Source organism: Sulfuricurvum sp., from assembly GCF_031427015.1.
In the GTDB taxonomy this organism is placed as follows: Bacteria; Campylobacterota; Campylobacteria; order Campylobacterales; family Sulfurimonadaceae; genus Sulfuricurvum.
In genome coordinates, this window is record NZ_JASJOW010000004.1 from 70,921 (window position 1) to 95,949 (window position 25,029).

General features: G+C 43.4%; 25 protein-coding genes. 20 read left to right on the plus strand and 5 right to left on the minus strand.

Annotated features, from left to right (window positions below; genetic code table 11):
• The first annotated feature begins 8 nt into the window (after positions 1–8).
• The 4 genes from RMO68_RS08910 to RMO68_RS08925 are packed head-to-tail and all read left to right on the plus strand — an operon-like array spanning position 9 to position 3,292.
• A complete protein-coding gene (locus RMO68_RS08910; protein WP_310440395.1) occupies positions 9–1,253 on the plus strand; it encodes a M48 family metallopeptidase in 1,245 nt (414 codons plus the stop codon).
• Positions 1,238–2,071 carry a peptide chain release factor N(5)-glutamine methyltransferase gene (gene prmC / locus RMO68_RS08915; RefSeq protein WP_310440396.1) on the plus strand — a complete coding sequence of 278 codons (834 nt, stop codon included), beginning with the start codon at positions 1,238–1,240 and terminating at the stop codon, positions 2,069–2,071. The genes RMO68_RS08910 and prmC overlap by 16 nt, the downstream gene beginning before the upstream one ends.
• Complete coding sequence (locus RMO68_RS08920) at positions 2,064–2,543, plus strand: DUF4149 domain-containing protein (RefSeq protein ID WP_310440397.1); 480 nt, start codon at positions 2,064–2,066, stop codon at positions 2,541–2,543. Before prmC ends, RMO68_RS08920 begins: the two co-directional genes overlap by 8 nt.
• On the plus strand, positions 2,540–3,292 hold the full coding sequence (locus tag RMO68_RS08925) for an ABC transporter ATP-binding protein (RefSeq protein WP_310440398.1): 753 nt from the start codon (positions 2,540–2,542) through the stop codon (positions 3,290–3,292). Before RMO68_RS08920 ends, RMO68_RS08925 begins: the two co-directional genes overlap by 4 nt.
• Here the strand turns inward: RMO68_RS08925 and RMO68_RS08930 are convergent.
• From RMO68_RS08930 to RMO68_RS08945, 4 genes are read right to left on the minus strand one after another with little or no spacing between them, the layout of a single operon-like run.
• Positions 3,289–3,579 (minus strand): J domain-containing protein, encoded by a 291-nt coding sequence (locus tag RMO68_RS08930; protein ID WP_305532958.1) that lies wholly within the window; start codon positions 3,577–3,579, stop codon positions 3,289–3,291. The genes RMO68_RS08925 and RMO68_RS08930 overlap by 4 nt on opposite strands.
• Positions 3,580–3,590: 11 nt before the next feature.
• On the minus strand, positions 3,591–4,733 hold the full coding sequence (gene ftsZ / locus RMO68_RS08935; RefSeq protein ID WP_310440399.1) for a cell division protein FtsZ: 1,143 nt from the start codon (positions 4,731–4,733) through the stop codon (positions 3,591–3,593).
• 18 nt (positions 4,734–4,751) lie between these two features.
• Positions 4,752–6,161 (minus strand): cell division protein FtsA, encoded by a 1,410-nt coding sequence (gene ftsA / locus RMO68_RS08940; RefSeq protein ID WP_310440400.1) that lies wholly within the window; start codon positions 6,159–6,161, stop codon positions 4,752–4,754.
• A gap of 1 nt (position 6,162) precedes the next feature.
• On the minus strand, positions 6,163–7,617 hold the full coding sequence (locus RMO68_RS08945) for a SurA N-terminal domain-containing protein (RefSeq protein ID WP_310440401.1): 1,455 nt from the start codon (positions 7,615–7,617) through the stop codon (positions 6,163–6,165).
• A gap of 130 nt (positions 7,618–7,747) precedes the next feature.
• Between RMO68_RS08945 and RMO68_RS08950 the strand changes: the two genes are divergently transcribed.
• Positions 7,748–9,049, plus strand: a complete 1,302-nt coding sequence (locus RMO68_RS08950) for an adenosylmethionine--8-amino-7-oxononanoate transaminase (protein ID WP_310440402.1) — start codon at positions 7,748–7,750, stop codon at positions 9,047–9,049.
• Here the strand turns inward: RMO68_RS08950 and RMO68_RS08955 are convergent.
• Positions 9,035–9,625, minus strand: coding sequence for a class II aldolase and adducin N-terminal domain-containing protein (locus tag RMO68_RS08955; protein ID WP_310440403.1), 591 nt, complete (start codon positions 9,623–9,625; stop codon positions 9,035–9,037). The genes RMO68_RS08950 and RMO68_RS08955 overlap by 15 nt on opposite strands.
• Positions 9,626–9,707: 82 nt before the next feature.
• Here RMO68_RS08955 and rsmH point away from each other — a divergent pair, with 82 nt between their 5' ends.
• The 15 genes from rsmH (at position 9,708) to RMO68_RS09030 (ending at position 25,026) form a co-directional block, all read left to right on the plus strand.
• Positions 9,708–10,631 carry a 16S rRNA (cytosine(1402)-N(4))-methyltransferase RsmH gene (gene rsmH, locus RMO68_RS08960; RefSeq protein WP_310440404.1) on the plus strand — a complete coding sequence of 308 codons (924 nt, stop codon included), beginning with the start codon at positions 9,708–9,710 and terminating at the stop codon, positions 10,629–10,631.
• Positions 10,632–10,637: 6 nt separating this feature from the next.
• Entirely contained in the window at positions 10,638–10,916 is a 279-nt protein-coding gene (locus RMO68_RS08965; RefSeq protein WP_310440405.1) for a hypothetical protein, read from the plus strand.
• An 11-nt stretch (positions 10,917–10,927) separates the two neighbouring features.
• Positions 10,928–14,023 carry an efflux RND transporter permease subunit gene (locus RMO68_RS08970; protein ID WP_310440406.1) on the plus strand — a complete coding sequence of 1,032 codons (3,096 nt, stop codon included), beginning with the start codon at positions 10,928–10,930 and terminating at the stop codon, positions 14,021–14,023.
• A 49-nt stretch (positions 14,024–14,072) separates the two neighbouring features.
• Positions 14,073–14,357 (plus strand): DUF2018 family protein, encoded by a 285-nt coding sequence (locus RMO68_RS08975; RefSeq protein WP_310440407.1) that lies wholly within the window; start codon positions 14,073–14,075, stop codon positions 14,355–14,357.
• Positions 14,358–14,359: 2 nt separating this feature from the next.
• Entirely contained in the window at positions 14,360–14,770 is a 411-nt protein-coding gene (locus RMO68_RS08980; RefSeq protein ID WP_310440408.1) for a hypothetical protein, read from the plus strand.
• A 13-nt stretch (positions 14,771–14,783) separates the two neighbouring features.
• A complete protein-coding gene (locus tag RMO68_RS08985; RefSeq protein WP_310440570.1) occupies positions 14,784–15,671 on the plus strand; it encodes a polyprenyl synthetase family protein in 888 nt (295 codons plus the stop codon).
• Positions 15,671–16,963 carry a glutamyl-tRNA reductase gene (gene hemA / locus RMO68_RS08990; RefSeq protein ID WP_310440409.1) on the plus strand — a complete coding sequence of 431 codons (1,293 nt, stop codon included), beginning with the start codon at positions 15,671–15,673 and terminating at the stop codon, positions 16,961–16,963. The genes RMO68_RS08985 and hemA overlap by 1 nt, the downstream gene beginning before the upstream one ends.
• On the plus strand, positions 16,963–18,666 hold the full coding sequence (locus tag RMO68_RS08995) for a proline--tRNA ligase (protein WP_310440410.1): 1,704 nt from the start codon (positions 16,963–16,965) through the stop codon (positions 18,664–18,666). Before hemA ends, RMO68_RS08995 begins: the two co-directional genes overlap by 1 nt.
• Complete coding sequence (locus tag RMO68_RS09000) at positions 18,663–19,085, plus strand: FxsA family protein (protein ID WP_310440411.1); 423 nt, start codon at positions 18,663–18,665, stop codon at positions 19,083–19,085. The genes RMO68_RS08995 and RMO68_RS09000 overlap by 4 nt, the downstream gene beginning before the upstream one ends.
• The gene (locus tag RMO68_RS09005; RefSeq protein WP_310440412.1) at positions 19,039–19,875 is read left to right on the plus strand and encodes a DsbA family protein; all 837 of its coding nucleotides are present in this window, start codon (positions 19,039–19,041) and stop codon (positions 19,873–19,875) included. The genes RMO68_RS09000 and RMO68_RS09005 overlap by 47 nt, the downstream gene beginning before the upstream one ends.
• Before the next feature lie 3 nt (positions 19,876–19,878).
• On the plus strand, positions 19,879–20,820 hold the full coding sequence (hemC, locus tag RMO68_RS09010) for a hydroxymethylbilane synthase (RefSeq protein ID WP_310440413.1): 942 nt from the start codon (positions 19,879–19,881) through the stop codon (positions 20,818–20,820).
• 3 nt (positions 20,821–20,823) lie between these two features.
• On the plus strand, positions 20,824–22,644 hold the full coding sequence (locus RMO68_RS09015; RefSeq protein WP_310440414.1) for a menaquinone biosynthesis decarboxylase: 1,821 nt from the start codon (positions 20,824–20,826) through the stop codon (positions 22,642–22,644).
• Positions 22,645–22,752: 108 nt separating this feature from the next.
• Positions 22,753–23,088, plus strand: coding sequence for a cytochrome C (locus RMO68_RS09020; RefSeq protein ID WP_310440415.1), 336 nt, complete (start codon positions 22,753–22,755; stop codon positions 23,086–23,088).
• A gap of 91 nt (positions 23,089–23,179) precedes the next feature.
• Positions 23,180–24,565 carry an argininosuccinate lyase gene (gene argH / locus RMO68_RS09025; protein WP_310440416.1) on the plus strand — a complete coding sequence of 462 codons (1,386 nt, stop codon included), beginning with the start codon at positions 23,180–23,182 and terminating at the stop codon, positions 24,563–24,565.
• The gene (locus RMO68_RS09030; protein ID WP_310440417.1) at positions 24,562–25,026 is read left to right on the plus strand and encodes an OsmC family protein; all 465 of its coding nucleotides are present in this window, start codon (positions 24,562–24,564) and stop codon (positions 25,024–25,026) included. The genes argH and RMO68_RS09030 overlap by 4 nt, the downstream gene beginning before the upstream one ends.
• Positions 25,027–25,029: the final 3 nt, after the last annotated feature.

Consider the following 25,029-nt stretch of genomic DNA (forward strand, 5'->3'; position numbering starts at 1 on the left):
GGAATTTTATGATTACGACCCTTATTGGAGTTTATTCGCTTTATATACTTATCCGTTTATATGTCAGTATTATGCAAATCGGTTATATCAATCGGATCAAACGCAACGGTGCCGTACTCATGGGTGAGCGTGAATATCTTGATGCTGCCAATTATGCTGTTGCTAAAGAGAAGCTGGGGATGATGGAAACGTTTGTCGAATACGGACTTTTTCTCCTCTGGATCGGCGGAATGATGGCATGGCTTGACTCTGCTTTAATTTCCCAAGCTCCACTAACGCAAACGATTATTGCCGTGATGGGGCTTATTGTCATCAATGGTCTTGTTATGCTGCCGTTTGGATGGATTGCAAAATTCAAAATCGATGCCAAGTACGGATTTAACCGTTCATCTACAGGGCAGTTTGTCAAAGATACTCTTGTCAGTACTCTTTTAACCCTTGTTATCGGTAGTTTTATGGTTTGGATCGTTTCGATGATTATAACTTCCAGTACGTTATGGTGGTTGTGGAGCTTTGCGTTTATTATGGCCGTTGTTATTGCTATCAATATGTTCTTCCCGACCATTCGTGCCCTCTTTTTTGACAAAGTGACACCGTTGGAAAATGAGGAGTTACGCGAAAAAATCGAAGAGTTGATGGCAAAAACGGGGTTTGTCAGCAGCGGTGTATTTATAAGCGATGCGAGTAAACGTGATGCACGGCTGAATGCCTATTTTGGAGGACTTGGGAAGTCAAAACGGGTAATATTGTTTGACACCTTGATCCAAAAACTTTCCCCAAGTGAACTTGTCGCCGTATTGGGGCACGAACTTGGCCATTTCGCACACGGTGATCTGTACAAAAATATTGCGATGGTAGGGGTGATGCTGTTTGGAATGTTTGCCCTTTTCGGAAATCTTCCTGAGACACTGTATATGGAGTTAGGGGTAGCGCAAAGCCCTCATATCATTATGATGCTCTTTCTCCTCCTTTTACCGGTTGTAAGTTTTGTAATGATGCCGTTGATGGGGATTATGAGCCGCCATAACGAGTATGAAGCCGATCGTAGCGGAGCGGAACTCGGCGGTGCCGAACATCTCGTTAATGCATTGAAAAAATTGGTGGCAGAGAATAAAAGCTTTCCTCTTTCTCACCCACTGTACCGTTTTTTTCATACGACCCATCCTCCGGTTGTGGATCGACTTCGCGTACTTGGATACGATATCCGTATTAACGATCACGAGGGATATGCCGATCCATGTCCAAAAGATTAAAAGAACTGCATGAGCATATCACGGAGTGTTTGCGTGATGTGGTCGAATCTCCCCGCCGTGAGGCGGAACTTCTTCTTATAGCCTATTTAGATAAAGATCAGCTCTATTTTATCACCCATCAAGACGATTTGATCGATGAAAATGATCCGAAGCTTTTGGAATGGATAACGAAGCGAAGTGCGAATGTGCCGCTGGAATATCTCACTAACCGAGTCAGTTTTTACAGTCGTGAATTTTACATCAATGAGGGGGCTTTGATCCCTCGTCCGGAAACGGAACGTTTAATTGATGAAGTCTTAGCGAACGTTTCGGTCGATGATGCGATGAGCGTTGTCGAAGTGGGGGTAGGGAGCGGAATTATTTCGATACTCCTTGCATTGCATTTGCCAAATGCCCGTTTTATTGCCGTTGATATTTCACCGCGTGCACTGGCTGTTGCTCGGCGTAATATCGAGATATTCGGTTTAAACGATCGGATTGAACTTCGGGAGGGAGATTTGCTCTCGTGCGTGAATGAGAAAATCGATTTATTGGTCTCCAATCCTCCCTATATCGCTCACGAGGCGCCATTAGAAAAAAATCTCTCCTATGAGCCGCAAAATGCCCTTTTTGGAGGGGAAATCGGTGATGAGATTATTCAGCGCTTATTGGATGAAGTCTATTTGCGCCGTATTCCGACCTTTGTGTGTGAGATGGGTTATGATCAACGTGAAAAAGTGCAAGAGTATCTTAAAAATTTTGCGCTACAATCTTTGGATTTTTATACCGATTACGCCTCGTTTGATCGAGGATTTGTATTAAAGGCTGTTCATGAATAAAAAAGCTTTAGTAGATGTTATCTATTTATTATTGATTGCAATGAGTGCAGGGGCTGTTTTAGTTCTAGGCGTGTTTGTTGCCGCCGTTGTCTTCCACTCTGAAATCTATCTGACACTGCCTCTTTTATCCCGTTATGAAGAGGGAAAAATTATGGGAGAAATCTTTCATCGCTTTAGTTATTGGGGCTATTTTATGGCAGGGGTTATTGCCCTCTATGAAGTTTCTCGCTATAAAGTGATGCAAATAGACAAAATAGCTATTCTAAGTGCATTAGGTTCGATCGGAACACTCCTTTTATTTAGTGCTGTTTATACTCCTAAGATTTTGGAATATCAAGCGCGCGGAGAAGCGGCAATCGATGAATCATTTGAAGCATTGCACAAAGCAAGCGAGATCGATTTTAAAATTCTTCTCATAATGCTATTGATTCTATTTACCCGACGAGCTTATTTAATGGTAGTGAAAAAATGATACGCTTTGAGAATGTCACTAAAAGTTTTGGTAAGCGCGAGATTCTGCGCGGGATAAATTTGGAGATCGAAAAAGGGAAAACAACGGTCATTTTCGGTGTCTCCGGCGGTGGAAAATCGACGATTATCAAACATATCGTCGGACTTTTGAAACCTGATGCGGGGAGTATCACCGTCGATGGAATACGGGTGGATAACGCCGATGAAACGACCCTGCGCTCCATCCGCACAAAGGTCGGATTCTTGTTTCAAAGCGGGGCACTTTTTGATAGTATGAATATCCGTGATAACGTCGCATTTCCGATGCGTGAGCATCAAAATCTTTCTCTAAAAGAGCTGGAATATAAAATCGATGAAAAGCTCACGATGGTAGGGCTTGATCCCTCAATCGTAAAATCTCTCTACCCTGAAGAACTCAGCGGCGGGATGCGTAAGCGGGTAGGGCTAGCGCGTACTCTCGCATTGGAGCCGGAAGTTATTTTATACGATGAGCCGACTTCGGGGCTTGATCCCGTAACGAGCGATTTTATCACCCAAATGATCTGCCGGCTTCGTGAAGAGATCGGTATGACCTCTATTCTCATCAGTCATGATATCGCCGAGAGTTTTAAAGCAGGGGATAATTATGCGATGCTCTTTGATGGTGTAATTGTTGAATCGGGAGATAAAGAGTCGTTTCGCAATTCAACCAATGCTGTCGTTCAACAATTCATCCATGCGCGCGCTGAAGGGCCGATTGCGTTTCATTAACGCCCCCCAAACTTCTTCGTCCACCACTCCTGCGGAGTAAGGGTCTTCTCCCTCAGATGCTCTTCATCAAAATTAAATTCATATTTGGAACAATAATCGAGTAAAACAGCATACGCTTCATTGATCTGGGTACTCATCGCGTGAGCCGTATCGGTATCATCAGGGTGTTTGTCAGGGTGCCATTGTTGCATCATATTTTTATAGCGGGTTTTGATGTCAGAGAGGGTAGCTTTGTCGCTCAGACCAAGGAGCGTTTTGGCCTTTATGAGCGTGTCAAATGAGAGCATGGAAAGAGAGACTAGTCTCTTTGTTGACGCATAAACGTCGGTACGTCTAGGAAGTCTTCGGTATAGTCACCGTTAGCAACCATAGCCGGGCGGATAACAACGCGCGGTTTTGCAACAGTAGCCGCTGCAGTAGCCGCTTCTTTGTTTTCAAATTCACAGTTATTGATTCCCATGGCCGCTTTTTTCTCGAATCCGGTTGCTACGAGGGTAATACGGATGAAATCTTTTGCCAATGATTCATCGGTAGTCGTACCGAAGATAACATCAGCCGATTCATCAACGCTGTTATGAACAACGTCCATTGCCGCAGAGAGTTCCATAAACGGAAACTCAGGGTGCATACTGAAGTGAACCAATACACCGAGTGCGCCGTTAACGGACATATTGTCAAGTAACGGAGACTCGATAGCATTTTTGATCGCTTCGTAGGCCGCATTTTCACCTTTGTATTCGCCCACACCCATAAGTGCCAAACCACGGTGGCTCATAACGGTTTGCAAGTCGGCAAAGTCAAGATTGATGTCGTTGTCGCCGCTGGCAAGGATAACACCCGATGTTCCGCTAACGGCGCGAGCAAGTACGCTGTCAACAATTTTAAAGCTCTCTTTGATACCGAGTTTCGGATCGATGATAGAGAGGAGCTTGTCGTTCGGGATAACGACGATACAATCGGATTCGTTTTTCAACTCTTGAAGACCGTCTTCAGCCAACTTGAGACGTTTTTTGCCTTCGAACGAGAAAGGTTTTGTAACAACGGCGATGGTCAATGCCCCGACATCTTTGGCACATTTAGCGATGATCGGTGCAGCACCCGTACCGGTTCCGCCGCCAAGACCTGCTGCTACGAAAACGATATCCGCACCCGCAAGGACTCGTGCTAAATCTTCATAGCTCTCTAGTGCCGATTCTTTACCGACTTCGGGTTTCATCCCTGCACCCAAACCTTTGGTAAGTTTTGCACCGAGTTGGATTTTAGTCGCGGCTGAACCTTGTTCTAAAACTTGAGCATCGGTATTGGCGATGATCAGTTCAATTCCCGGAATTTGCTCTTTAAGCATATACCCGATCATGTTACCGCCGCCGCCGCCGACTCCGACTGCTACGATACGTGCTCCGGTGAGTGTTGTTGATTCTTCAATTGAAAATGGTTCCATGCTTGCTCCTTGACGTGATTAAAATAGTTGAGTTGCCCAATTCCAAAACTTGGAAATAGGGTTGGGTTGATCGTTTTGACCTGACTTATTGGAGCCGATATTGACCATCTTTGCAGCTTCCGTATGTTTCTCTTCCTTGACCGGCGGAGTTGGTGCCGTCGGTGTAGGAATAGGGGAGGTTGGTGTAATAGGCTCAAATTTCGGCGCTTCATCCGGAAACGCTCCGGTATGTGTTGCGGTCGCCTCTTCGCTGGCATGACGCATACGACGATTAACGTCTATTTCATATGGGGTATAGCCGTCCGCCATATATTTTATCAATCCGACAGCTCCCGAATACGAAGGATCTCGAAGGGTATCAAAAAGACCGCCGACATCGGTAGGTTTTGCGAGACGTACCGGCATGTTATCGAGTATCGCAACGGCGAGTTCACGCAACCCTTCGATTTTGGTAAATCCACCGGTGAGAACAACTCCGGCTCCCATATGCTCTTTAAGGCCGCTTTTTTCAATCGACTGGGCAATAATCATTAACGTCTCTTCGACACGAGCATAAATAACGTTGTGGACTACTTCGAGTGAAACTTCATGACTTGAGGTTTCATCACCGATGACAGGCAGTTCAATCAAATCATTACTCGGCGCATAGAGTGAACCGTAACTGATTTTGACACTGTCTGCCGTATGCAAAGGGGTATGCAATGCCATAGAGAGGTCATTGGTAATATGATTGGAACCGACACCTAAAAAGTCGTTATATCGGATAGCATGACCCGAGTGAATTACGATATTACTAGTATTCCCACCCATATCGACAACGGCGGCACCTAGTTCTTTTTCATCAGAGTTTAGAACGGCGATAGCCGAGGCATAACCGCTGAGTACAACACTCTCGACATCGACACCGGCGGCTTTGACCGCTTTGCGTAAGTTGTTTAGATTTGACTTTTGAGTTGTGATAATATGGGTTTCAACTTCCAAACGCGCCGCATTCATTCCGAGAGGATCTTCAATAAAGTCTTGATCGTCTACTTTAAAGTTGTACGGGAGGGCATGTAAGACTTCAAATTCATTGGGGATGTTTGCATTGTAGAGGGAGGTATGCATAACACGTTGAATTTCATTGAGAGTAATCTCTTTATTTGGGATATTGACGATACCGCTGGAATTGAGGCTTTTCGTGTAGGCACCCGAAATAGTGACGATTGCACTGCGAAGTTCAGTTCCCGCTACTCGTTTGGCATCATTGAGGGCGCTTTTAATGGATTTGGATGCAAGCTCAATGTTGGTGATACTCCCTTTTCGAAGCCCTTGTGCTTTTGAGATACCGGCTCCGATTATTTGTGCATTATTATCATCATCGATTTCCGCGATGAGCGCACAAACTTTAGTTGAGCCGATATCAATGGCTAAAACGGTTCGTTTCAAATCAAATCCCCTCTACATAGATTTCAACTGGGTATTTGCTCTCAAGCGCTTTAATTAGCCCTTGATCCAACAAACTCCCTTTGAGCTTAAGTACGGCATTTCCATCCGCTAATGTTTTATCTTGAAGCAACTTTTGTTCCAAAACGTTATAAATAATAACATTTCCGCTCTCCAAAGTAATAAAACCTTGTTTTTGTTTGGAAGCAAATAATTTTGTTAAAAATTCTGACCCTTCAGGCGTACTCAAACCTGCTATTTTAGCACCGTCATTACGGGTAAGGAAATCAGAAGATGTGCCGCTGAATGTTTTATAGCTGTTTTGGGCTAACTCTTGAAGTTTGGTTTTTTTCGCTTCCGCCGTATAGAGTGCAATAACATCTGTTTTTGCTTCTTCATACGTTTTGACACGTTCAGGATTTGATTTTTCGAGTTTTACGATGATGTAATCATTTCCGATTTTACGCGGCTTGAGGAACGGTTTTTGATCATTCAGACTCATGATCTCTTTGGTAAGTTCAGGGGAAAAGGTTGATGATGAAATAGTGATCGTTGTTTTCTTCGGTACAACCCCTGATTGAAGCGCACCTTTTTTATAATCGATATAAAGACGAAGTGCTTCTTTCTCCGTTGCTTTATCATTTAAGGCTGTAATAATAGTTGTTTGTGCTTCGCTGAGTGTCAGAATTTTGCCGGTAGCATCTTTGAGCATTTGGCGGTTCATCTCATAATAATCGTTAATTTCATTAGCCGTAGGTGATACGCTAATCGGTGTCTGCGTTACATAACTGATATCGTAACTCGGAGAAGTTTTAAATTCACCGGAGCGTTTTTCCCAGAGTGTTTTGAGCTCTGCTTCATTTGGAACTAAAGAGATCATAGCGGGAGTGAGAACTTTATAGCTAATTTTATCGGATACACCCAATGCGCCCATGATCGCTTTCTCTTCAATCGCTTTATTTCCTGAAGCCAAAAGATAAAGCGTTTTTTGGATTAAAAGCTCTTTTCTCATCGACTCTTCATACTCTTTGATCGTTAAATGATTTTGTTTTAATACCTCAGCATAAAGTGTTTTATCAAAATTTCCCTCTTTCGCAAAGGCAGGTTGAGATTTGATAATTGTCAAAAGCTCTTTATCGGAGATGATGAGTCCATAGCTTTTGGCAAGATTGAGAATTAATGCTTGATTTACCAATTGGCGGAGCGCTTGACGTTGAAGTCCAAATTGCTGTGCCTGTTTTTCATCAAGCTTTCCTTGGAAAAGTTGATTGTATTGGTTAAAAAGATTAGAATAACTTTGTTGCAGTTCGGCAGAGGTAATCGAAATTTCGCCAACTTTAGCGACGGAACCGGCTTTGTCACCATAGCTATATTGTCCCCATCCGACGAATCCCGCACCGATAAAAGCGATCGTGGAGATCCAAATCGTAACGACCAAGTATTTGCGGTGGCGTTGCATCCAAGTAATCATATTAAACGATCCTATTGTAAAATTCAGATATTCTATTCACATTAGCATTAAACTTCGATGAAAATAATACGCAACTAACAGATGTTATCAGAAAATAATGTAAATTTAGAGGTTTTTTATGAATAATAGAGAAATATCGTCGCGAGATCTAAACGTTTTATGGCATCCGTGTACTCAGATGAAAGATCATGAGACGATTCCGATTGTCCCGATAGCTAAAGGGGACGGTGTCTATTTGGAAGATTTTGAGGGAAATCGTACGATTGATGCGATTAGCAGTTGGTGGGTTAATCTGTTCGGTCATTGTAACCCTTACATCAATGCAAAAGTAATAGAACAGCTCTCAACACTCGAACATGTTATTTTGGCAGGATTTACCCATGAGGGAATTGTCCGATTATCAGAACGGTTGGTAAAACTCTCTCCTGAGGGGCTAACGCGTTGTTTTTATGCCGATAACGGTTCCAGCGCGATAGAAGTAGCCCTGAAAATGTCCTATCATTCCCATAAAAATAAAGCTCAGGAGAGGGGTTTATTCGTCTCTCTTTCTGAGAGCTATCACGGAGAGACCTTAGGGGCACTTTCGGTTGGAGACGTGGCACTTTATAAGGAGACCTACGAGCCGCTGCTCATTCAATCGCTACAAACGCCGTCACCTAAAAATCAGAGTATTGAAGCGGCTTTGGATGCAGCCAAATCGTTCGAGAGGTTACTCCAAAAACGAGGTCACGAGATAGCGGCATTGATCGTTGAACCGTTAGTGCAGGGAGCGGGTGGGATGAAGATGTATCATCCGATCTTTTTGAGTGAGACGAAACGGTTGTGTGAACATTACGGAGTCCATTTTATTGCCGATGAAATTTTGGTCGGTTTTGGTCGGACGGGGAGTATGTTTGCATGTGAGCAAGCAGATATAACACCCGATTTTTTAATCCTCTCAAAAGGGCTGACCGGGGGATATTTGCCTCTGTCGGTTGTTTTAACGACTGAGGCGGTATACGGGTCATTTTATTGCGACTACAATCCGGCACGTTCCTTTTTACACTCACACAGTTATACGGGTAATGCGCTTGCCTGTGCCGCTGCCAATGCTACTTTGGATATTTTTGAATCGGATGATGTTATTAAAAATAACCGTGTTACGATGGATCTGATAGCGCAAGAATTAAAACGGTTTGAGAAGTTTTTGAAAGTCAAAGAGGTACGCCAGTGCGGGATGATCGCGGCGATTGAGCTGGAGGGGTTTGAGCCGTCCGAACGTATAGGGTTAAAAATCCATCAACATTGTATGAAAAACGGGGTGTTGATACGACCGTTAGGGAGTGTTATCTATGTAATGACTCCGTACGTGATTACGTCTGATGAGCTGAAAACGGTATTTAGCGCAATTGAAAAGGCGATAGAATCAATCGATATCTAATCGAGCCTGAGAATGATCGAGCATTAAAATGCGGCAGCTCCGCTCCAAAATAGAGAGTTGTCGTACCATCGAGTGGATATCGCGGCTAAATGCATAAACCCCATACCCTCGGATTACCATGATTGCGGTATTGTTTTGTTGAAAGTATTGCGGAATTTCACTCACTGCCCGCTCATACCAGTCATCAAACTTTTTGGGATCGTAAATGGTGATTTTGCCGAATTCTTTAAATCCGAAATAATCTTTTGGGATAATTATCGAGTGGTTGAGTGAAAAAGCGGTTGTAAACGGGGGCATTGTAAACGTAATGTATTTTGCATCGGAGATTTGGCGATAAATTCCCTGATGGATTGATGCATCGATGCTGGCATCTTTCCAGCGATAGTCTTTATTGTAAAACAGATCGATGAGACTCTCTTCGCGGATGGAGTCAAAAATAGCACTTTTCGTATTGATTGTGAAGAGATTGGTATCAAGTTTAGCCGATAAAGAGCCGTGATAAATGCCGAAAAAATCTTTTCGAAACATTGAAAGAGCGAAAGTGGCAAGCTGATGTTTGACGTATTGTTTATCCATAAAAAGGATTTTAACATACTTTTAATCAATATGTTAGTGAGTATTAGTTATTATAATGGTACAAAAAAGCAAAGGTTGCCGTGTGCAAGAAATACCCCATATCCCTGTCCTTTATCGTGAAGTGGTTGAAGCTTTCGCGCCATGTAAAGAGGGTATTGTTATCGATTGCACTATGGGATACGGTGGGCACACCTCGCTGTTGTTGGAGAATAATCCTTCGTTAGTATTGATCGGAATAGATCAAGATCCTACCGCCATTGCTTTCTCTTCGAAACGTCTTGAATCTTACGGGAACCGTGTAGCCATACGACGTGGACGTTTTTCAGAGGTTGCCTCCGATCTTATTACCGAAAAAGGGGAAAAGATTTGCGGGATTTTAGCCGATATAGGGGTTTCATCACTGCAACTGGATCAGCGCGAACGGGGATTTTCATACGAGAGTGATACACTTGATATGCGGATGAATCCGGATGCGCTTTTAAGTGCTTCAGAGGTTGTCAATGAGTATTCACAGAGCGCATTAGAGACCATTTTGCGTGAATACGGCGAAGTGAGCAATGCTCGGAAAGTGGCGGAGACGATTGTTCAGCGCCGTCCGTTTGCTTCGGCAAAAGAGCTCTCGAACGCAATTTTTCATTTGATGCCGAAGGGAAAAAAGATCCATCCCTCGACGCTCGTGATGCAGGCGATTCGGATCGAAGTAAACGATGAGTTAGGCGAATTGACCCGGTTGCTTGATGCGATAGAAACATCAACGATCAAGTCTCTTCGTGTTGCAATTATTACGTTCCACTCCCTCGAAGATCGGATTGTAAAAAACCGTTTTACCAAATGGGGAAAAAACTGTATCTGTCCCGATGATGCGATGCGTTGTACCTGCGGCAATAAAAATGCTATCGGCAAAGTGATTACGAAAAAACCGTTGAGTGCTCAGGACGATGAGCTTCGCGCCAACTCCCGGAGCCGAAGTGCAAAATTACGAATTTTTGAAATACGAAGAGATTGATACACTATGAGCGATAAACTCGATATCTTAGAAGAGACACAGCATATTATCAGCCCTGATGATTCGATGGGGCCAATTTTTCTGCGGAATGTCTTTGTCGGAATTTTTTTGGTTTTGATGATCGTATTTCCAAAAATATTTATCAACACCCAAATTTATTTTAAAAGCCGTGATATTTCTACCCTCAGTCATGAACATGATGCCCTGCAAGAAGAGAACCGGCTCATTAAAGCAAAAGTCGAGTCCATGAAATACAAAAGTCAGGTGTTAGATACCCTTTTCTAGGAGTAACCATTATGCTACGCCGCTTCCTCGAGTTTGCTCTCGATAAACCTTTATTGAATCATCTTTTTTTATTTTTCATCGCGTTAGTCTCTATTTTCGCCTACATTAATATCTCCAAAGAGATATTTCCGCCGATGCAAATGGATAAGATCACGATAAACGGAGCCTATGCCGGTACGAGTGCGGATGTTCTGGATAAAATGGTCGTGCAGTCGCTCGAAGACGATCTCAAAAATGTAAATGAACTCGACACGGTGACTTCTACGATCAAAAACGGTGTCTTTAGTATTATCGCAGATATTAAACCCGGTTCCAATAACAATAAAGTGCTTAACGATGTTAAAGACATTATTGCCCTTACCAAGCGGGATCTTCCCGCCGACATGAATGAACCGACGGCAAAAATCCAAGAAGAGACGATTCCTTTGGTTTTGATCGCTATTGCCGGAGATGTTAAAACCGAGGAGTTATTGGCACGTGCCGAAGAGCTTAAAAGTGATCTCTCAGAACTTAAGGATTTGAGTGAAATTACCGTTCGCGGAGATGCTGATGATGAATTAGTCATTCGTTTGGATGAGCAAAAGATCGAAGCGTACGGTTTAAGTCAAAGCGGTGTCGTTGCCGCTTTGAGCAATTTGAGCTCTATTTTTCCGATCGGAACCATCAAAGAGGCAAAAAATCACCTTTATATCAGTACTTATAACGGTGAAAAAGAGCCTGAAGCGATTCGTGACACTTTGATCAGTGTCGGGAACGCTCAAGTGCGATTAGGTGATATTGCTACGATCAGTTTTGAGTTGAGTGATGGCTCAGAACTATCGCATTTCAACGGAATGCGCAATATTTCGCTTAATATCACTAAAGCCAAAAGTGGTAACGCCATCGAAATTGTGAAACAGATTCGTGAAAAGTTAGCCCATTATGATGAAAAATATCCTCATTTGGAGTTTGAGATTTATACCGATACCTCAGTATGGATCAAAAACCGTCTGAATACCGTTTTTTCGAACATTGTTTTTGGTTTAGTGTTAGTCTTTTTTGCCATGCTTATCTTTGTAAATCGTGGAATTGCTTTAGTCGTTGTGATGGGGATACCCGTAAGCTTTATGATCGGGCTCATCGCGACGCAAATGATCGGTTACAGTCTTAATATGCTTTCGCTTTTAGGGGCTTTGATTGCAACAGGGATGTTAGTCGATGAAGCGATTGTTGTCGGTGAAAATATCTATCGTCATATGGAATCGGGGCTGAGTCGGCGGGAAGCGACAATCAAAGGGGCAATGGAGATGTTTCCTGCCGTAACGGCGGCAACGATGACTACTATTTTTGCCTTTTTACCGCTGCTGATGATGAGCGGCGAGATGGGAACATTTATTAAAATTCTCCCTATTATGATTTCAATATTGCTGTTTAGTTCATTATTTGAAGCCTTTTATTTTCTTCCGCTTCACGCGCACGATTTTTTACGGGTTAGGAAAGAAGATCACCTCTCTCACATGATCTGGGACAAGGCATATAATTGGTTTGCAAGTGGATTAAAACTTGTATTTATTCGTCCTAAACTAACGTTAGCTCTCATTGTTATGGTGATTGTTATAGCTGAAATTTTGTTTGTAAAATATACAAAATTTCAGCTTTTTCCAAAATTTGACGTTACGCAAGTGTATGTGACCGGAAAAGTCGATATTAATAACGATCTTGAAGCAACTGAAGCGATGGTAGCCTCTATTGAAAAAGATCTTATTGCTAAACTTCCTAAAGAAGAGGTTGCTTCAGTGACCTCGGTGATAGGGATGCGGCTCGATTCAAAAAACAAGGCTGAACTCGGAGATAATCTTTTCCATATTTTTATCGATCTGCATGAACGTGCTCCGGTCAATTTTTTCGACCGTTATATTAACCCCTATCTTAGTCTTGAATACGACGATTCCGGGATGAGCCGAGGGCGTGACGCTGATCTTATCGGAGATGAAGTTTCTAAAATTATTCATCCTTATGTCATCCAGAAAATTGGGGATAAACCTCTTTTTGATGAGCTTATTACGACGATTCCGGGGACAGGGGTCATTGCCCATGATGTTGAAATTACGTTGGCAGGGAAAAATGAGGCTGAGCTAGTAGCGGGGATTTGGAAGCTTGAAACCAAACTAAAAACAATACAAGGGGTTCATAGTATCGGAGATAATGCAGATGCGGGGGAGCGGGAAGTAAAACTGCGGGTTAACGGTTACGGAAAACAGCTCGGTTTGGACGAGGGGGCTTTAAATGTACAGTTACGTTCGTATTATCTCAAAGCGGAATATTCTAAAATGTTTAATGAAAACGGACTGATCCGCATCCGCATTGAAGGGAAAGAGAAAGATGCCCTATCCTCGCTGGAAAATTTTCCTATTATGGTCGGAACCGAACAAGTCGCTCTTAAAGAGGTGTGTGATTTTATCTACACAAGAGGCTATGTTACCCTCAACAAAGAGGACGGGAAACGGATACGTAGCGTATTTGCTTCGATCGATAAAGATATAGTAACCTCTAGTGACGTCATGATGTTATTGGCACCGAGTATTGAAGCGTTAAAAAGCGAGGGGTATAAGGTCAATGTTAAAGGGGAAGAGCAGGAGAATGCGAAAACCAAACGGGAGATGTCTCAAGCCGCAATGATGGCGATAGTACTTATTTTTATCGCATTAGTATGGCTATTTGACTCATTTGTGAAGTCATTGATTGTTTTGAGTGTTATTCCTCTCTCCCTTTTAGGGGTATATGCGGGACATTGGATTATGGGGCTGAATATGACGATGCCGGGACTCATCGGAACCGTAGGACTAGTAGGAGTAGTCGTGAATGACGGATTGCTGATGGTGCAATTTATCCAAAGAGCACGGGATAAAGGTGAACTTATTGAGCTTGCCAAAACGCGTCTTCGACCGATATTGATGACGTCGATTACGACGGTTCTTGGACTTTCGAGCTTGATCTTTTTTGCCAGCGGTCAAGCACAAATTTTACAACCGATGGCGATATCGCTGGGATTTGGATTGGCATGGGCAACACTCCTGAATCTGATCTATGTTCCGCTCCTTTACAGTGTTATTTATCGAATCAAATAAGAATTGTGGTGGTATAATCGCCGACTTAAATTGATACTTTGGAGATACAATGTATAATCTGTTTGAAGACGAAGACGATATTTTCCAAGGTTCGCCGAAAAGTAAGTTCTTAGATATCGTTTTTAACGCAAATCGCGATTTGGTTCATAATGAATTGGAGCGTTTGATGACACGTATGGCGGCTATGGAGCTTTTGTTGCAAGAAGCTCACGGAGAAGAGGGGATTGATCGTGTGATTCAGAACGTTCAGTTCGAACGTGCGGACGAGATCGATATGATGGCAAAAAATCTTTACATCATTTCGGTCGGAAACGTATTGACTCAAAACGAGTAGTCTTGAAATCTTTTTTCGTACTCTTGATTGTAAGCGGGCTATCCTTTTTGGATGCTGCGCCGTGGCGAGAAGCGAAAAGTTTTATTCTCAAAAAAGATGAGCTGGTCAAAGTCCTCGTTAAGAGTGAAGGGCAAGAGCGGATATTGAATTTTCGATGGACGCTTTATACGGATAAGGCTTTGATTGTTCATGAGAGTTTTGATCGGTATGTAGGACAGCATGTTCTCTACGTCGGACATACCAATCAAAGCTTTCGAAAAGTCCTCTTAAGCGCCAACCGAACGCAAAGAGACGTTCCGTACGTGATTGTTGTTTTTAAAAAATTCGATGAGGCTAACGCAACGGCACAAATGGATCTTTTGTTGGTTGATAAAGAGAATCGAATCGTGTTGGATTATTTAACAAAGAAGTGATTAATTTGGTATGTTGAAAACTGTAGAAACCCTTATTAGCAAACTGATCGATGAGGTCAATTATCCTTACGCCACAGAACTGTTCCAAAAACTCTCAGGAGGGAAACGGTTACGGGCAAGACTCATTTTAACCATTGCACCCGAAGCCTCTGCCGCACCGTTACTCGGTGCTATTGTAGAGCTGATTCATGCGGCAAGTTTACTTCATGATGATGTAATCGATGAAGCACAGCTTCGTCGAGGTGTTCCCTCGGTGAATGCGACACAGGGATCTAAAACAGCCATTATGCTTGGCGATATTCTCTACTCAAAAGCATTTAGTGAATTGACGGCATTTGATCCTGCTATCTCCCGCGCCGTTGCCGAATCGGTTACCCGTCTTTCCGTCGGAGAGATGATGGATGTTGCAATGGCGGAGAGCTTTAACACCGACCGTGATCTTTATCTCAAAATGCTCTATCTCAAAACGGCAACGCTGATCGAGGCCTGCGCTTACAGTGCGGCAGTGTTGGCTGGGAAAGATGCTCAGGCACATCTTACCTATGGCAAAAACTTGGGATTGGCGTTTCAAATCGTGGATGATATTCTCGACATTACCGCAGATGAGGCCACCCTCGGGAAACCCTCTCTGAATGATTTTTCTGAAGGAAAAGTGACATTGCCGTACATTGATCTGTATGAGCGGTTGAATGAACAAGAACAACAACGCTTAATCGCCAGTCATGGAAAAGTTTTAGATAATGAGGAAAAAAGGTGGATTCGTTCAAAAATGGATGAGTTCAAAATTATTGAGAGTTCTTACACTCATGCAAGAGCTCTGTGTGACGAAGCGATTGAAGCCATCGGGGAAGATGTTGCGTTACGTGCTATCATCGAATCTGTGATTCAAAGAAGTCATTAATGCACTATTTGATTGTTAGTTTTTCGCATAAAAACTCGACACTGGCAATACGAGAAAAACTTGCTTTTGTTGATGATATAGCCCGCTTAAACGGGATGCGTAAACTCAATTCAAATCCTCATATCAGTGAATCGATGATCCTCTCCACGTGCAATCGCGTTGAGATTATATGCAGTTGCAACGAAACGGAATTGGCGATAGAAGCGGTTTTTTCCCTTTTAGCAAACCATTCAGGCCTCACCCCTCATGAGTTGCATGAACGTGCCGATGTATTTGACGATGAGGGGGGAATTCACCACCTTTTCAGTGTGGCAAGTTCACTTGATTCGATGGTCGTCGGGGAGACTCAGATTGCCGGTCAACTCAAAGATGCGTATAAACTCTCTGTTGATAACGGCTTCTCGGCACAGAAAATCGGTCGCGCAATGAGTTATGCGTTTAAATGCGCCGCCGAAGTGCGTAATGCAACCAATATTTCGTCAAAACCGGTTTCGATTGCTAGTGTCGCCGTCGCGAAAGTAAAAGAGTCGCTCGGGGATGTGAGCGGGAAAAAAGCACTCGTTATCGGTTCAGGAGAGATGTCGGTGATTACCTGTAAGCATCTAAGTGCTCAAGGGGTTGATGTGACGGTGATGAACCGTACCTTTGAAAAAGCCGAAGCGATAGCGTTAGAGTGCAATGCACGTGTTCGATCGTATGAAGAGATCGCCTATGCCATCAATGAATATGAGTTGTTATTTACGGCAACGGGATCATTAACTCCGATCATTACCGAAGAGATGATTAAGCCTTGTGGTTTTGAGCGTTACTGGTTTGACATGGCGGTTCCGCGCGATATCGAATGTGATCCCGAGCTTTGGTCTATTCGTCTTTTCTACGTTGATGATCTCAAAGAGATCGTAAGTGAAAATATTGCACTCCGTGAAGATGAAGCAAAACTTTCCTACGTTATTATTCGCCGACACGTTGTAGGTTTTTTCGAGTGGCTCAAAACGCTCTCTGTCGAGCCGCTGATTAAAAATATGTATCTTCGTGCTTCGGATGCGGCATTGAGAGAATCAATGCGTGTCATGGATAGCGGCTACATTCCTAGAGAGTACGAACATGCCGTACATAAAGCAACGCTTCAAGCCTTGAAACGATTCTTGCACCCTTTTGCCGAACGGATGCGTGACGGTTCCGATCCGATGCGGGTTGATGCCCTGATCGAGTCAATGAGCTTTTTAATGAATCAAGAAGAGGGGGATGATCTCTCTCAAAACTCCTGTACCTATTACCCTAAAGGAAAATAATGCGTTTTAGCAAAGCCTATATCCCAACCACTAAAGAATCTCCGAAAGATGCACAGCTTCCTAGCCACATTTATCTCTCCCGTGCAGGGTTTGTGACTCAGGTAGCGGCCGGATTGTATAATTTTTTACCGTTGGGAAAACGGGTGCTTCGTAAAATCGAAACTATTATCAATGAAGAGATGGCGGCGTGTGATGCGCAAGAGGTCGATTTAAGCTTTGTTACTCCTGCTGAGTTGTGGCAAGAGAGCGGACGGATTGAAAAGTTCGGTAAAGAGCTTCTCCGTTTCCGTGACCGTAAAGAGAACCTTTTTGTACTTGGACCGACCCACGAAGAGATGATGGTGAATATCGTCCGTAATCGAGTTAATAGTTATAAACAACTTCCGATTAATTTGTATCAGATCAAAACCAAATTTCGTGACGAGGCACGTCCGAGATTCGGGCTTATGCGCGGACGTGAATTCGTGATGAAAGACGGTTACAGTTTCCACTCGACGACTGAAGATTTGGATCGTGAATTTGATGCGATGGAAGCGGCATACAAACGGATATTGGAGCGTTTGGGATTGCAGTTTCGTATCGTTGAAGCTGACAGCGGTGCGATCGGCGGGACGGGATCAAAAGAGTTGATGGTGTTAGCCGGAAGCGGTGAAGACACCCTTGCCGTGTGCGATACATGTGAATACGGTGCCAATGTCGAAGCGGCACGCCGAGCACCTCGAAGTACTTTTCCTGAAGCGCCGAGTGCCGATTTTGCCCGTTTTAAAACCCCTGATATCAAATCCATTGACGATTTGAGTAATTTTTTTCATGTTGATCCGTACTATACCCTTAAAGCCGTAGTTCAACGTGCTGTGTATGCCGAGAGCAGTGAATTGGTTTGTTTCTTTATTCGTGGATGCGATGAACTTCAAGAGGTCAAGGCGCGCAATAGCGTCGGTGCGATCGATTTGGTCGATGCAACCGAAGCGGAACTCACTGAAATCGGTTTGGTTCCGGGATTTATCGGGCCGCTCGATCAAGATAAAATCCGTATTGTTATGGATAACGATACGCACGGTGCCACTACAATGATTTGCGGTGCGAATGAAGCGGATTACCATTTTGTCGGAGTTGATCTCTCAGTAATGAATGAAGCCCAATTTGCCGATTTGGTGAGTGTTCAGGAGGGGGATGGATGTCCTCACTGCGGGGGGAAAATACTCCACACCAAAGGGATTGAAGTAGGGCATATTTTCAAACTCGGTACGGTCTACTCCGCACCGCTTAAAGCCGAATTTTTGGATGAAAACGGACGTGCTCAGCCGTTTATCATGGGAACCTACGGGATGGGAGTCAGTCGTCTTGTTGCAGCCGTTATTGAGCAGCATCATGATGAAAAAGGGTGCATTTGGACCCATGCTACGGCTCCGTATCTTGTCAACGTTATGGTTTCCAATATCAAAGAAGAGTCCCATATGGCATACGCAGAAGAGTTATATGCGACGTTACAAAAACGTGGTATAGAAGCAATGCTTGATGATCGTAAAGAGCGATTTGGGTTTAAAATGTCGGATGCGGAGTTGATCGGGTTTCCCTTTACGATCATTGTCGGAAAAGAGTTGGAAAACGGTTTGGTACAAATTATGATTCGTAGCACACGTGAAATTATAACCGTCAACGCAACGGATGTTCTTAGTAAAATTGAGGAACTTCGACAATGATCTATTTTTTGATCTACCTGTTTGCAGAAGTCTTTCTTACTATAGAGATTGCTTCAAAAATAGGCGGATTAGCCACTTTCTTAGAGATTCTCGGAAGCGGATTTCTCGGAATTTTTATTTTAATGAATTTCCGTCACGCGCTGAGTGAGAATCTTGATGCTCTCCGAACACGACAGATCGATATGCAAGGATTTTCGAATCGAAATATCATGGGACTGTTGGGGGCGATTCTTCTTATTTTACCGGGATTTTTATCTGATTTGATTGGTATTTTGATGCAGTTTTCTCTTTTAGGAACATTGATCATTAACCGTTTTACGCGAAAATACCCTACAGATAATAACTATACTCAAACTACACGAAAGGATGATCATGTCATTGATGCTGAAATTATCGAGCACACTACTTCTCTCCGCTAGCCTAATGGCGGCAACGGATGCTGAAGTTGTTACCTTTTTGAAAAAAGGGATCGGCAATAATCCGAATATTACCAATTTACAAATTGAGGTGAGCGGCAAGAAGAATCTCCCTACAATGAGCGGATGGCAAGCTTATTTTATGAGCATTGAAGCCGATGTGAAACAAGGGGGAGAGACCCGTCATATTAACCAAAACGGAACCTATTTTGTCAGCGGCAGTGTGATCGCCCCTGAGTTGATCAACTTAAAAACGGGTGAACGGTATAATGATACGGTTGCTCCGGATTTTAATAATGCATTTTATACCAAATCCAATCGTATCAGCGGTGAAGCGGATGCCACGTATAAAGTGGCTATTTTTTCCGATCCTCTTTGCCCGTTTTGCCGACGTTATGTCCCTGAAGCAATCTCGTATATGGCAAAGTATCCTAAAACCTTTGCCCTGTATTACTACCATTTTCCTCTAAGCGGTCTACACCCCGCTGCGGTAACTTTGACCAAAGCAGCCATTGCCGCTGAGGAAGAGGGTGTCGATAATACTGTTTTGCGCCTATACAAAGTGGATATTAATCCGAATGAAAAAGATGATCAAAAAATTCTTAATGCTTTTAATAAAACGTTCGGAACTAAAATTGATATCAACGATATTCGTCGCCCTTCCGTTATGAAACAATTTGATTATGATCAAAAGGTAGCGCAGTCAATGATGGTCGTAGGGACGCCGACTGTCTTTTTTAACGGACAAAAAGACGCTTCAAAAAACAAATATAAAGAGATTAAGGTTAAGTAATTCATGAAAAAACTCACCATCGCAACACGCGGAAGCAAACTTGCCCTCTGGCAATCCAACCATATTAAATCGGTTATTGAATCACAATTTAGCGATGTTGAAGTGGAGCTAAAAATTATCATTACTTCTGGGGATAAGATTTTGGATGTCCCTTTAGCTAAAATCGGTGGTAAAGGGCTGTTTCTCAAAGAGATCGAGGAGTCGATGCTACGCGGTGAAGCGCAAATGGCGGTTCATTCGCTCAAAGACGTTCCGACCGTTATGCCGGAGGGGTTATTGCTCTCGGCGATTACCCTGCGAGAAGATGTACGCGATGCGATGCTGAGTGAAAAATATCCGGATATTATGTCGCTTCCTCAAGGGGCGGTTGTCGGTACCTCTTCACTACGCCGTCGTATGCAGCTGGTAAAACAACGTCCAGATTTAGTGATTAAAGATTTACGCGGTAATGTGGATACCCGTATCCGAAAACTGAAAGAGGGGGAATTTGATGCCATTATCCTCGCTGCCGCAGGGATAAATCGTTTAGGTTTTCGCGATTTGGTAGAATATTTTTACCCGATCTCTTTGGATGAGATGCTTCCGGCTATGGGGCAGGGAGCATTAGGAATCGAAACCGTGAATGAGCCGTGGGTATTGGAAATAGCCGCCTTTTTGGAAGATGCCGATAGCCGCATCGAGACATCGATTGAGCGGGAATTTGTCGATAGGTTGCAAGGCGGCTGTCAGGTTCCGATCGGTGTAAGTGCTCGGGTTCAGGAAAACGGGGATGTAGTTGTACGATCAACGCTTGGGATGCCGGACGGCTCCGAGGTAATGGGAGATACGATTACGGTTACAAAACAACAAACAAAAGGTGTCGGCGAAGCTATGGCAGAGCGTTTGATCGCACAAGGGGCAATTGAATTATTGCAACGTGCCGAAACTATGGCGAATAAGGGTTAATCTGTGACATTAGAAAAAACAATCGATCTGCTTCATGAAAAAGGGGAATTGCGTATTATCGATACCCCTTTGGATATTAAACTCGAAATTCCCCACTTGGCGTATGCCGAAGTAAAAAAAGAGCATGGGGGAAAAGCGCTTCTTTTTACCCATCCCGTCGATAAAGCTACGGGACAAAAGTTTGAGACACCTGTGGTTATGAATCTTTTCGGATCCTTCCGCCGTACTGAGCTCTTATTCGGGCGTGATGTAGAAGGGGTGGCGAGTGAGATCGAAAAGCTACTCCATATGAAACCGCCTCAAAGTTTCAAAGAGAAAATCGGCATGCTCGGTGATTTGTTTGCGATGAAAGATATCTTTCCTAAGAAACTTAAAACACGCGGAAGCTGTCAAGAGATTGTTCATCAGGGTGAGGAGGTAAATTTATACGATTTGCCGATTCTTACCACATGGGAAGAAGACGGCGGACCGTTTATTACTATGGGGCAAGTTTATACTCAGAGTTTAGACGGTGAAATGGTAAATTTGGGAATGTACCGTTTGCAGGTTTATGACAAAAATCATTTGGGGATGCACTGGCAAATCCATAAAGATTCTTCCCACTTTTTCGATCAATACAGCAGGGCAGGTAAAAAGATGCCTGTTTCCATTGCCATCGGTGGGGATCCCCTCTATACATGGTGTGCGACGGCACCCCTTCCTTACGGTGTTAACGAACTTCTTTTGTACGGTTTAATCAAAAAAGAGTCTCCGAAGTTGGTGGAATCGTTAACGACCCCACTTTTTATCCCGGAAGATGTTGATTTTGTCATCGAGGGGTGGGTTGATACTGAGAAACTTCGAATAGAGGGACCATTTGGGGATCATACCGGTTATTATACGTTGAAAGAACACTATCCGGAATTGGAAGTGAGTGCGATAACGAGCTGCAAAAAGCCTTATTATTTAGCAACCGTTGTCGGTAAACCCCCTTTGGAAGACAAATATATGGGATGGGCGACGGAACGGGTCTTTTTACCGCTTCTTAAAACCAATGCAGCTGATTTGATTGATTATCATATGCCGGAAAACGGAGTATTTCACAATCTTATTTTGGCAAAAATGAAACCGTTATACAAAGGGCATGCAAAGCAATTTATGCATATCTTTTGGGGATCGGGACAAATGAGTTTTGTAAAACACGCTCTATTTTTCGGTGAAGATGCCCCAAAACTTACCAATTATGAAGCACTCATTGCCTACGCTCTAAACCGTTTTATCCCTAAATGTCTTTTTGTTTCGGAAGGGATCACCGATGCTTTGGATCATTCAAGCCCTGAATCATTAGTCGGCGGCAAACTGGGGATTGATTTTACCGCGTCGTATTCTCCCGTTGCTCCGGAGTCGATAGAGAGTTCGGTAATGGTCGAAAAATTGCGCGCAATCTTACCCGAAGTAGTCGGAGCAACTCAATATATGCGCCATACGGCCAACCCGATTACCGTTGTCAGTGTTCAAAAAAACCGTTCTTTAAAAGAGTGTTTTAACGCTTTAGAAAAATTAAGCTCATTTTTGCGTATCGTCATATTTGTAGATGAAGCAAAAAATGATATTCACAATCCGTATATGCTCCTTTGGCGTGTAAGTAATAACATTGATGCCTCACGTGATTTATACTATTCAGACTCTATTGTGGCGATTGACGGAACCATGAAAACTGAAGTTGACGGATTTGAACGAGAATGGCCGGGAGATGTCGAATGTACCCCTTCGGTAGTGGAACGACTAAAAGCACTTTCGCTTTGGGATTTGGATCCGAAATTAGAAAAAAAATATCAGGTATAACCCTTTATCTCCCCTAATTTAGGGGAATATGCTTAAGCAATTTGTTAGAAGCACTAATGTAATATTTATCTTATAGACAGATTATATAAAGAGGGAAAATAAAGTCCGATGCGTACGTTTAATGCGACTGTAGCAGTGACACTTTTGGTCGGCTCTACTTTTCTTAATGCAGCGACCTACAAAGGGCAAAAAATTTATATAGATACCTGCAAAGCATGCCACGGCGGCGGTCAATCATTAGCCGGATCGAAAAAACAGCGCGTATGGGAAAAACTGATGGAAAATAATGGCGAAGCACTGGCCAATATCCATCTCTCCTCCAAAAAAGCACAAGGGTCTTGGGAATATTTTAAAGATCGCAGATACACAAAAAATGCACACCATCTCGAAGACTTTTTAGTTCGGTACGGATCCGACAGCGGTAATGTACCTGCTTGTGATTAAATTAATTAACCCCCCGCTACTTTAACGGGTGACGTTCCTCTAAACCAAACTTCGCTAAAATACGCCACTTTTATTATTATTCGGAGATACCATGGAAAAGATGTGGTCAGGACGTTTCACACAGGATGCGTCAACCCTTTTGGAAAAATTTAATGCTTCAATCATGTTTGATCAAAAACTTTACCGTGAAGATATCGAAGGCTCAGTCACACACGCTAAAATGCTAGCCCATCAAGGGATTTTAACGGAAGAAGAGTGCACCTCGATCGAAGCGGGAATGGGACAAGTGTTGCGTGAAATAGAATCCGGTGCATTTGAATGGAAGATCGGGGATGAAGATCTCCATATGGCGATTGAAAAACGGCTTACCGCTATTATCGGAGAAGCGGGGAAAAAACTTCATACCGCACGCAGCCGTAACGATCAAGTAGCCCTTGATTTTCGCCGCTATGTACTCCGTAAAAATCGTGAGATTGTTGAACAGATAAAAGCATTGATGGAAGTGGTTGTAGATATTGCACGAGATCATACCACGACGTTGCTTCCGGGAATGACCCATTTGCAGCACGCTCAGCCGATTAATTTTGCCTTTCACCTACTTGCGTATGCTTCAATGTTCAAACGTGATATTGAGCGCTTTGAGAGCTCTGTTGAACGTAATAATATCTCTCCGATCGGATGTGCCGCATTGGCAGGAACTCCGCACAATATAAACCGTGAAATGACCGCTCAAATGCTCGGATTTGATTCGGTAAGTATTAACTGTCTCGATACGGTGAGCGATCGTGATTTTGCACTCGAAATTTTATTTAATATTTCAACGTTAATGATGCATATCTCCCGTTTAGCCGAAGAGATTATCCTCTGGTCGAGCTATGAATTTCGTTTTGTCGAACTCTCCGATGAATATTCGACAGGTTCATCGATTATGCCGCAAAAGAAAAATCCCGATGTCCCTGAACTTCTTCGCGGTAAAACGGGTCGAGTTTTCGGTAATTTGATGGGACTTTTGACCGTAATGAAAGGGTTGCCGTTAGCCTATAACAAAGATACCCAAGAAGATAAAGAGGGGGTATTTGACAGTGTTGAAACGGCCGAAATCTCTCTTGAAATCTTACGAGCGGCACTTAAGACCATGACGATTAAGCCTCAGAATATGCTACGGGCATGCAAACTCGGGCATCTCAGTGCCACGGATTTAGCCGATTATCTCGTCGAACATTGCGGTGTTCCGTTTCGTGAAGCGCACCATATTACCGGACGCGCCGTTGCCCGTGCCGAAGTGCTCGGGATTGATTTGAGCGATATTGATTATGCAGAACTTCGTGCCATTGATGAGCGAATTCAAGAAGACGTGATGGCTTATTTGGCAATCGAGCACTCTATGAATGCCCGAATATCACAAGGCGGTACGGCTGAAATCCGTACATTGGAGCAAATTATTTATTTTGACCATTATCTTAAGGATGTGAAATGAAAATTATAGTTAGTCACCAGAGTGAGATGAAATTTGAGGCGAAAACCGAAAAAAGCAGTTTCATTATCGATTGTCCGCAAATCTCTCCGATTGAGTATTTTTTAAGCGGGATTATCACGTGCAGTGCGACGGACGTGATCATGTTGCCTAAACAACAAGGGTATGAGGTAAAAAATCTCGAAGTAAGCGGTGAAGTGGTTCGTAATGAGGATGCTCCGCGTAAATTTAATACGCTGCATCTCGAATACCGTTTTGAATCGAATGCGGATGATACATTGGCGGCGCGTTGGGTAATGGCGAGTTTAGAGACCTATTGTTCGACAATCAATACGATCCGTGATACGACGGCAATTACCTATACGATTGTCCATAACGGCAAGGTGATTCGTGAAAACGAAGGGATGATAAGCGGCGGTGGAAGTGCTGTCGATTTCGGGGCATTGCAAGGGTGTAATGCCTAAGGA

Excerpts from the sequence above, each read along its gene's own strand:
- RMO68_RS08975 (WP_310440407.1), top strand. The coding sequence starts at position 14,073 with ATGTATAATCTGTTTGAAGACGAAGACGATATTTTCCAAGGTTCGCCG.
- argH (WP_310440416.1), top strand. The coding sequence starts at position 23,180 with ATGGAAAAGATGTGGTCAGGACGTTTCACACAGGATGCGTCAACCCTT.
- hemA (WP_310440409.1), top strand. The coding sequence starts at position 15,671 with ATGCACTATTTGATTGTTAGTTTTTCGCATAAAAACTCGACACTGGCA.
- RMO68_RS08965 (WP_310440405.1), top strand. The coding sequence starts at position 10,638 with ATGAGCGATAAACTCGATATCTTAGAAGAGACACAGCATATTATCAGC.
- RMO68_RS08910 (WP_310440395.1), top strand. The coding sequence starts at position 9 with ATGATTACGACCCTTATTGGAGTTTATTCGCTTTATATACTTATCCGT.
- RMO68_RS08920 (WP_310440397.1), top strand. The coding sequence starts at position 2,064 with ATGAATAAAAAAGCTTTAGTAGATGTTATCTATTTATTATTGATTGCA.
- RMO68_RS08950 (WP_310440402.1), top strand. The coding sequence starts at position 7,748 with ATGAATAATAGAGAAATATCGTCGCGAGATCTAAACGTTTTATGGCAT.
- RMO68_RS08925 (WP_310440398.1), top strand. The coding sequence starts at position 2,540 with ATGATACGCTTTGAGAATGTCACTAAAAGTTTTGGTAAGCGCGAGATT.
- ftsZ (WP_310440399.1), bottom strand. The coding sequence starts at position 4,733 with ATGGAACCATTTTCAATTGAAGAATCAACAACACTCACCGGAGCACGT.
- RMO68_RS08970 (WP_310440406.1), top strand. The coding sequence starts at position 10,928 with ATGCTACGCCGCTTCCTCGAGTTTGCTCTCGATAAACCTTTATTGAAT.
- prmC (WP_310440396.1), top strand. The coding sequence starts at position 1,238 with ATGTCCAAAAGATTAAAAGAACTGCATGAGCATATCACGGAGTGTTTG.
- RMO68_RS08945 (WP_310440401.1), bottom strand. The coding sequence starts at position 7,617 with ATGCAACGCCACCGCAAATACTTGGTCGTTACGATTTGGATCTCCACG.
- RMO68_RS08930 (WP_305532958.1), bottom strand. The coding sequence starts at position 3,579 with ATGCTCTCATTTGACACGCTCATAAAGGCCAAAACGCTCCTTGGTCTG.
- RMO68_RS08955 (WP_310440403.1), bottom strand. The coding sequence starts at position 9,625 with ATGGATAAACAATACGTCAAACATCAGCTTGCCACTTTCGCTCTTTCA.
- RMO68_RS09030 (WP_310440417.1), top strand. The coding sequence starts at position 24,562 with ATGAAAATTATAGTTAGTCACCAGAGTGAGATGAAATTTGAGGCGAAA.
- RMO68_RS08995 (WP_310440410.1), top strand. The coding sequence starts at position 16,963 with ATGCGTTTTAGCAAAGCCTATATCCCAACCACTAAAGAATCTCCGAAA.
- RMO68_RS09020 (WP_310440415.1), top strand. The coding sequence starts at position 22,753 with ATGCGTACGTTTAATGCGACTGTAGCAGTGACACTTTTGGTCGGCTCT.
- hemC (WP_310440413.1), top strand. The coding sequence starts at position 19,879 with ATGAAAAAACTCACCATCGCAACACGCGGAAGCAAACTTGCCCTCTGG.
- RMO68_RS09005 (WP_310440412.1), top strand. The coding sequence starts at position 19,039 with ATGTCATTGATGCTGAAATTATCGAGCACACTACTTCTCTCCGCTAGC.
- RMO68_RS09000 (WP_310440411.1), top strand. The coding sequence starts at position 18,663 with ATGATCTATTTTTTGATCTACCTGTTTGCAGAAGTCTTTCTTACTATA.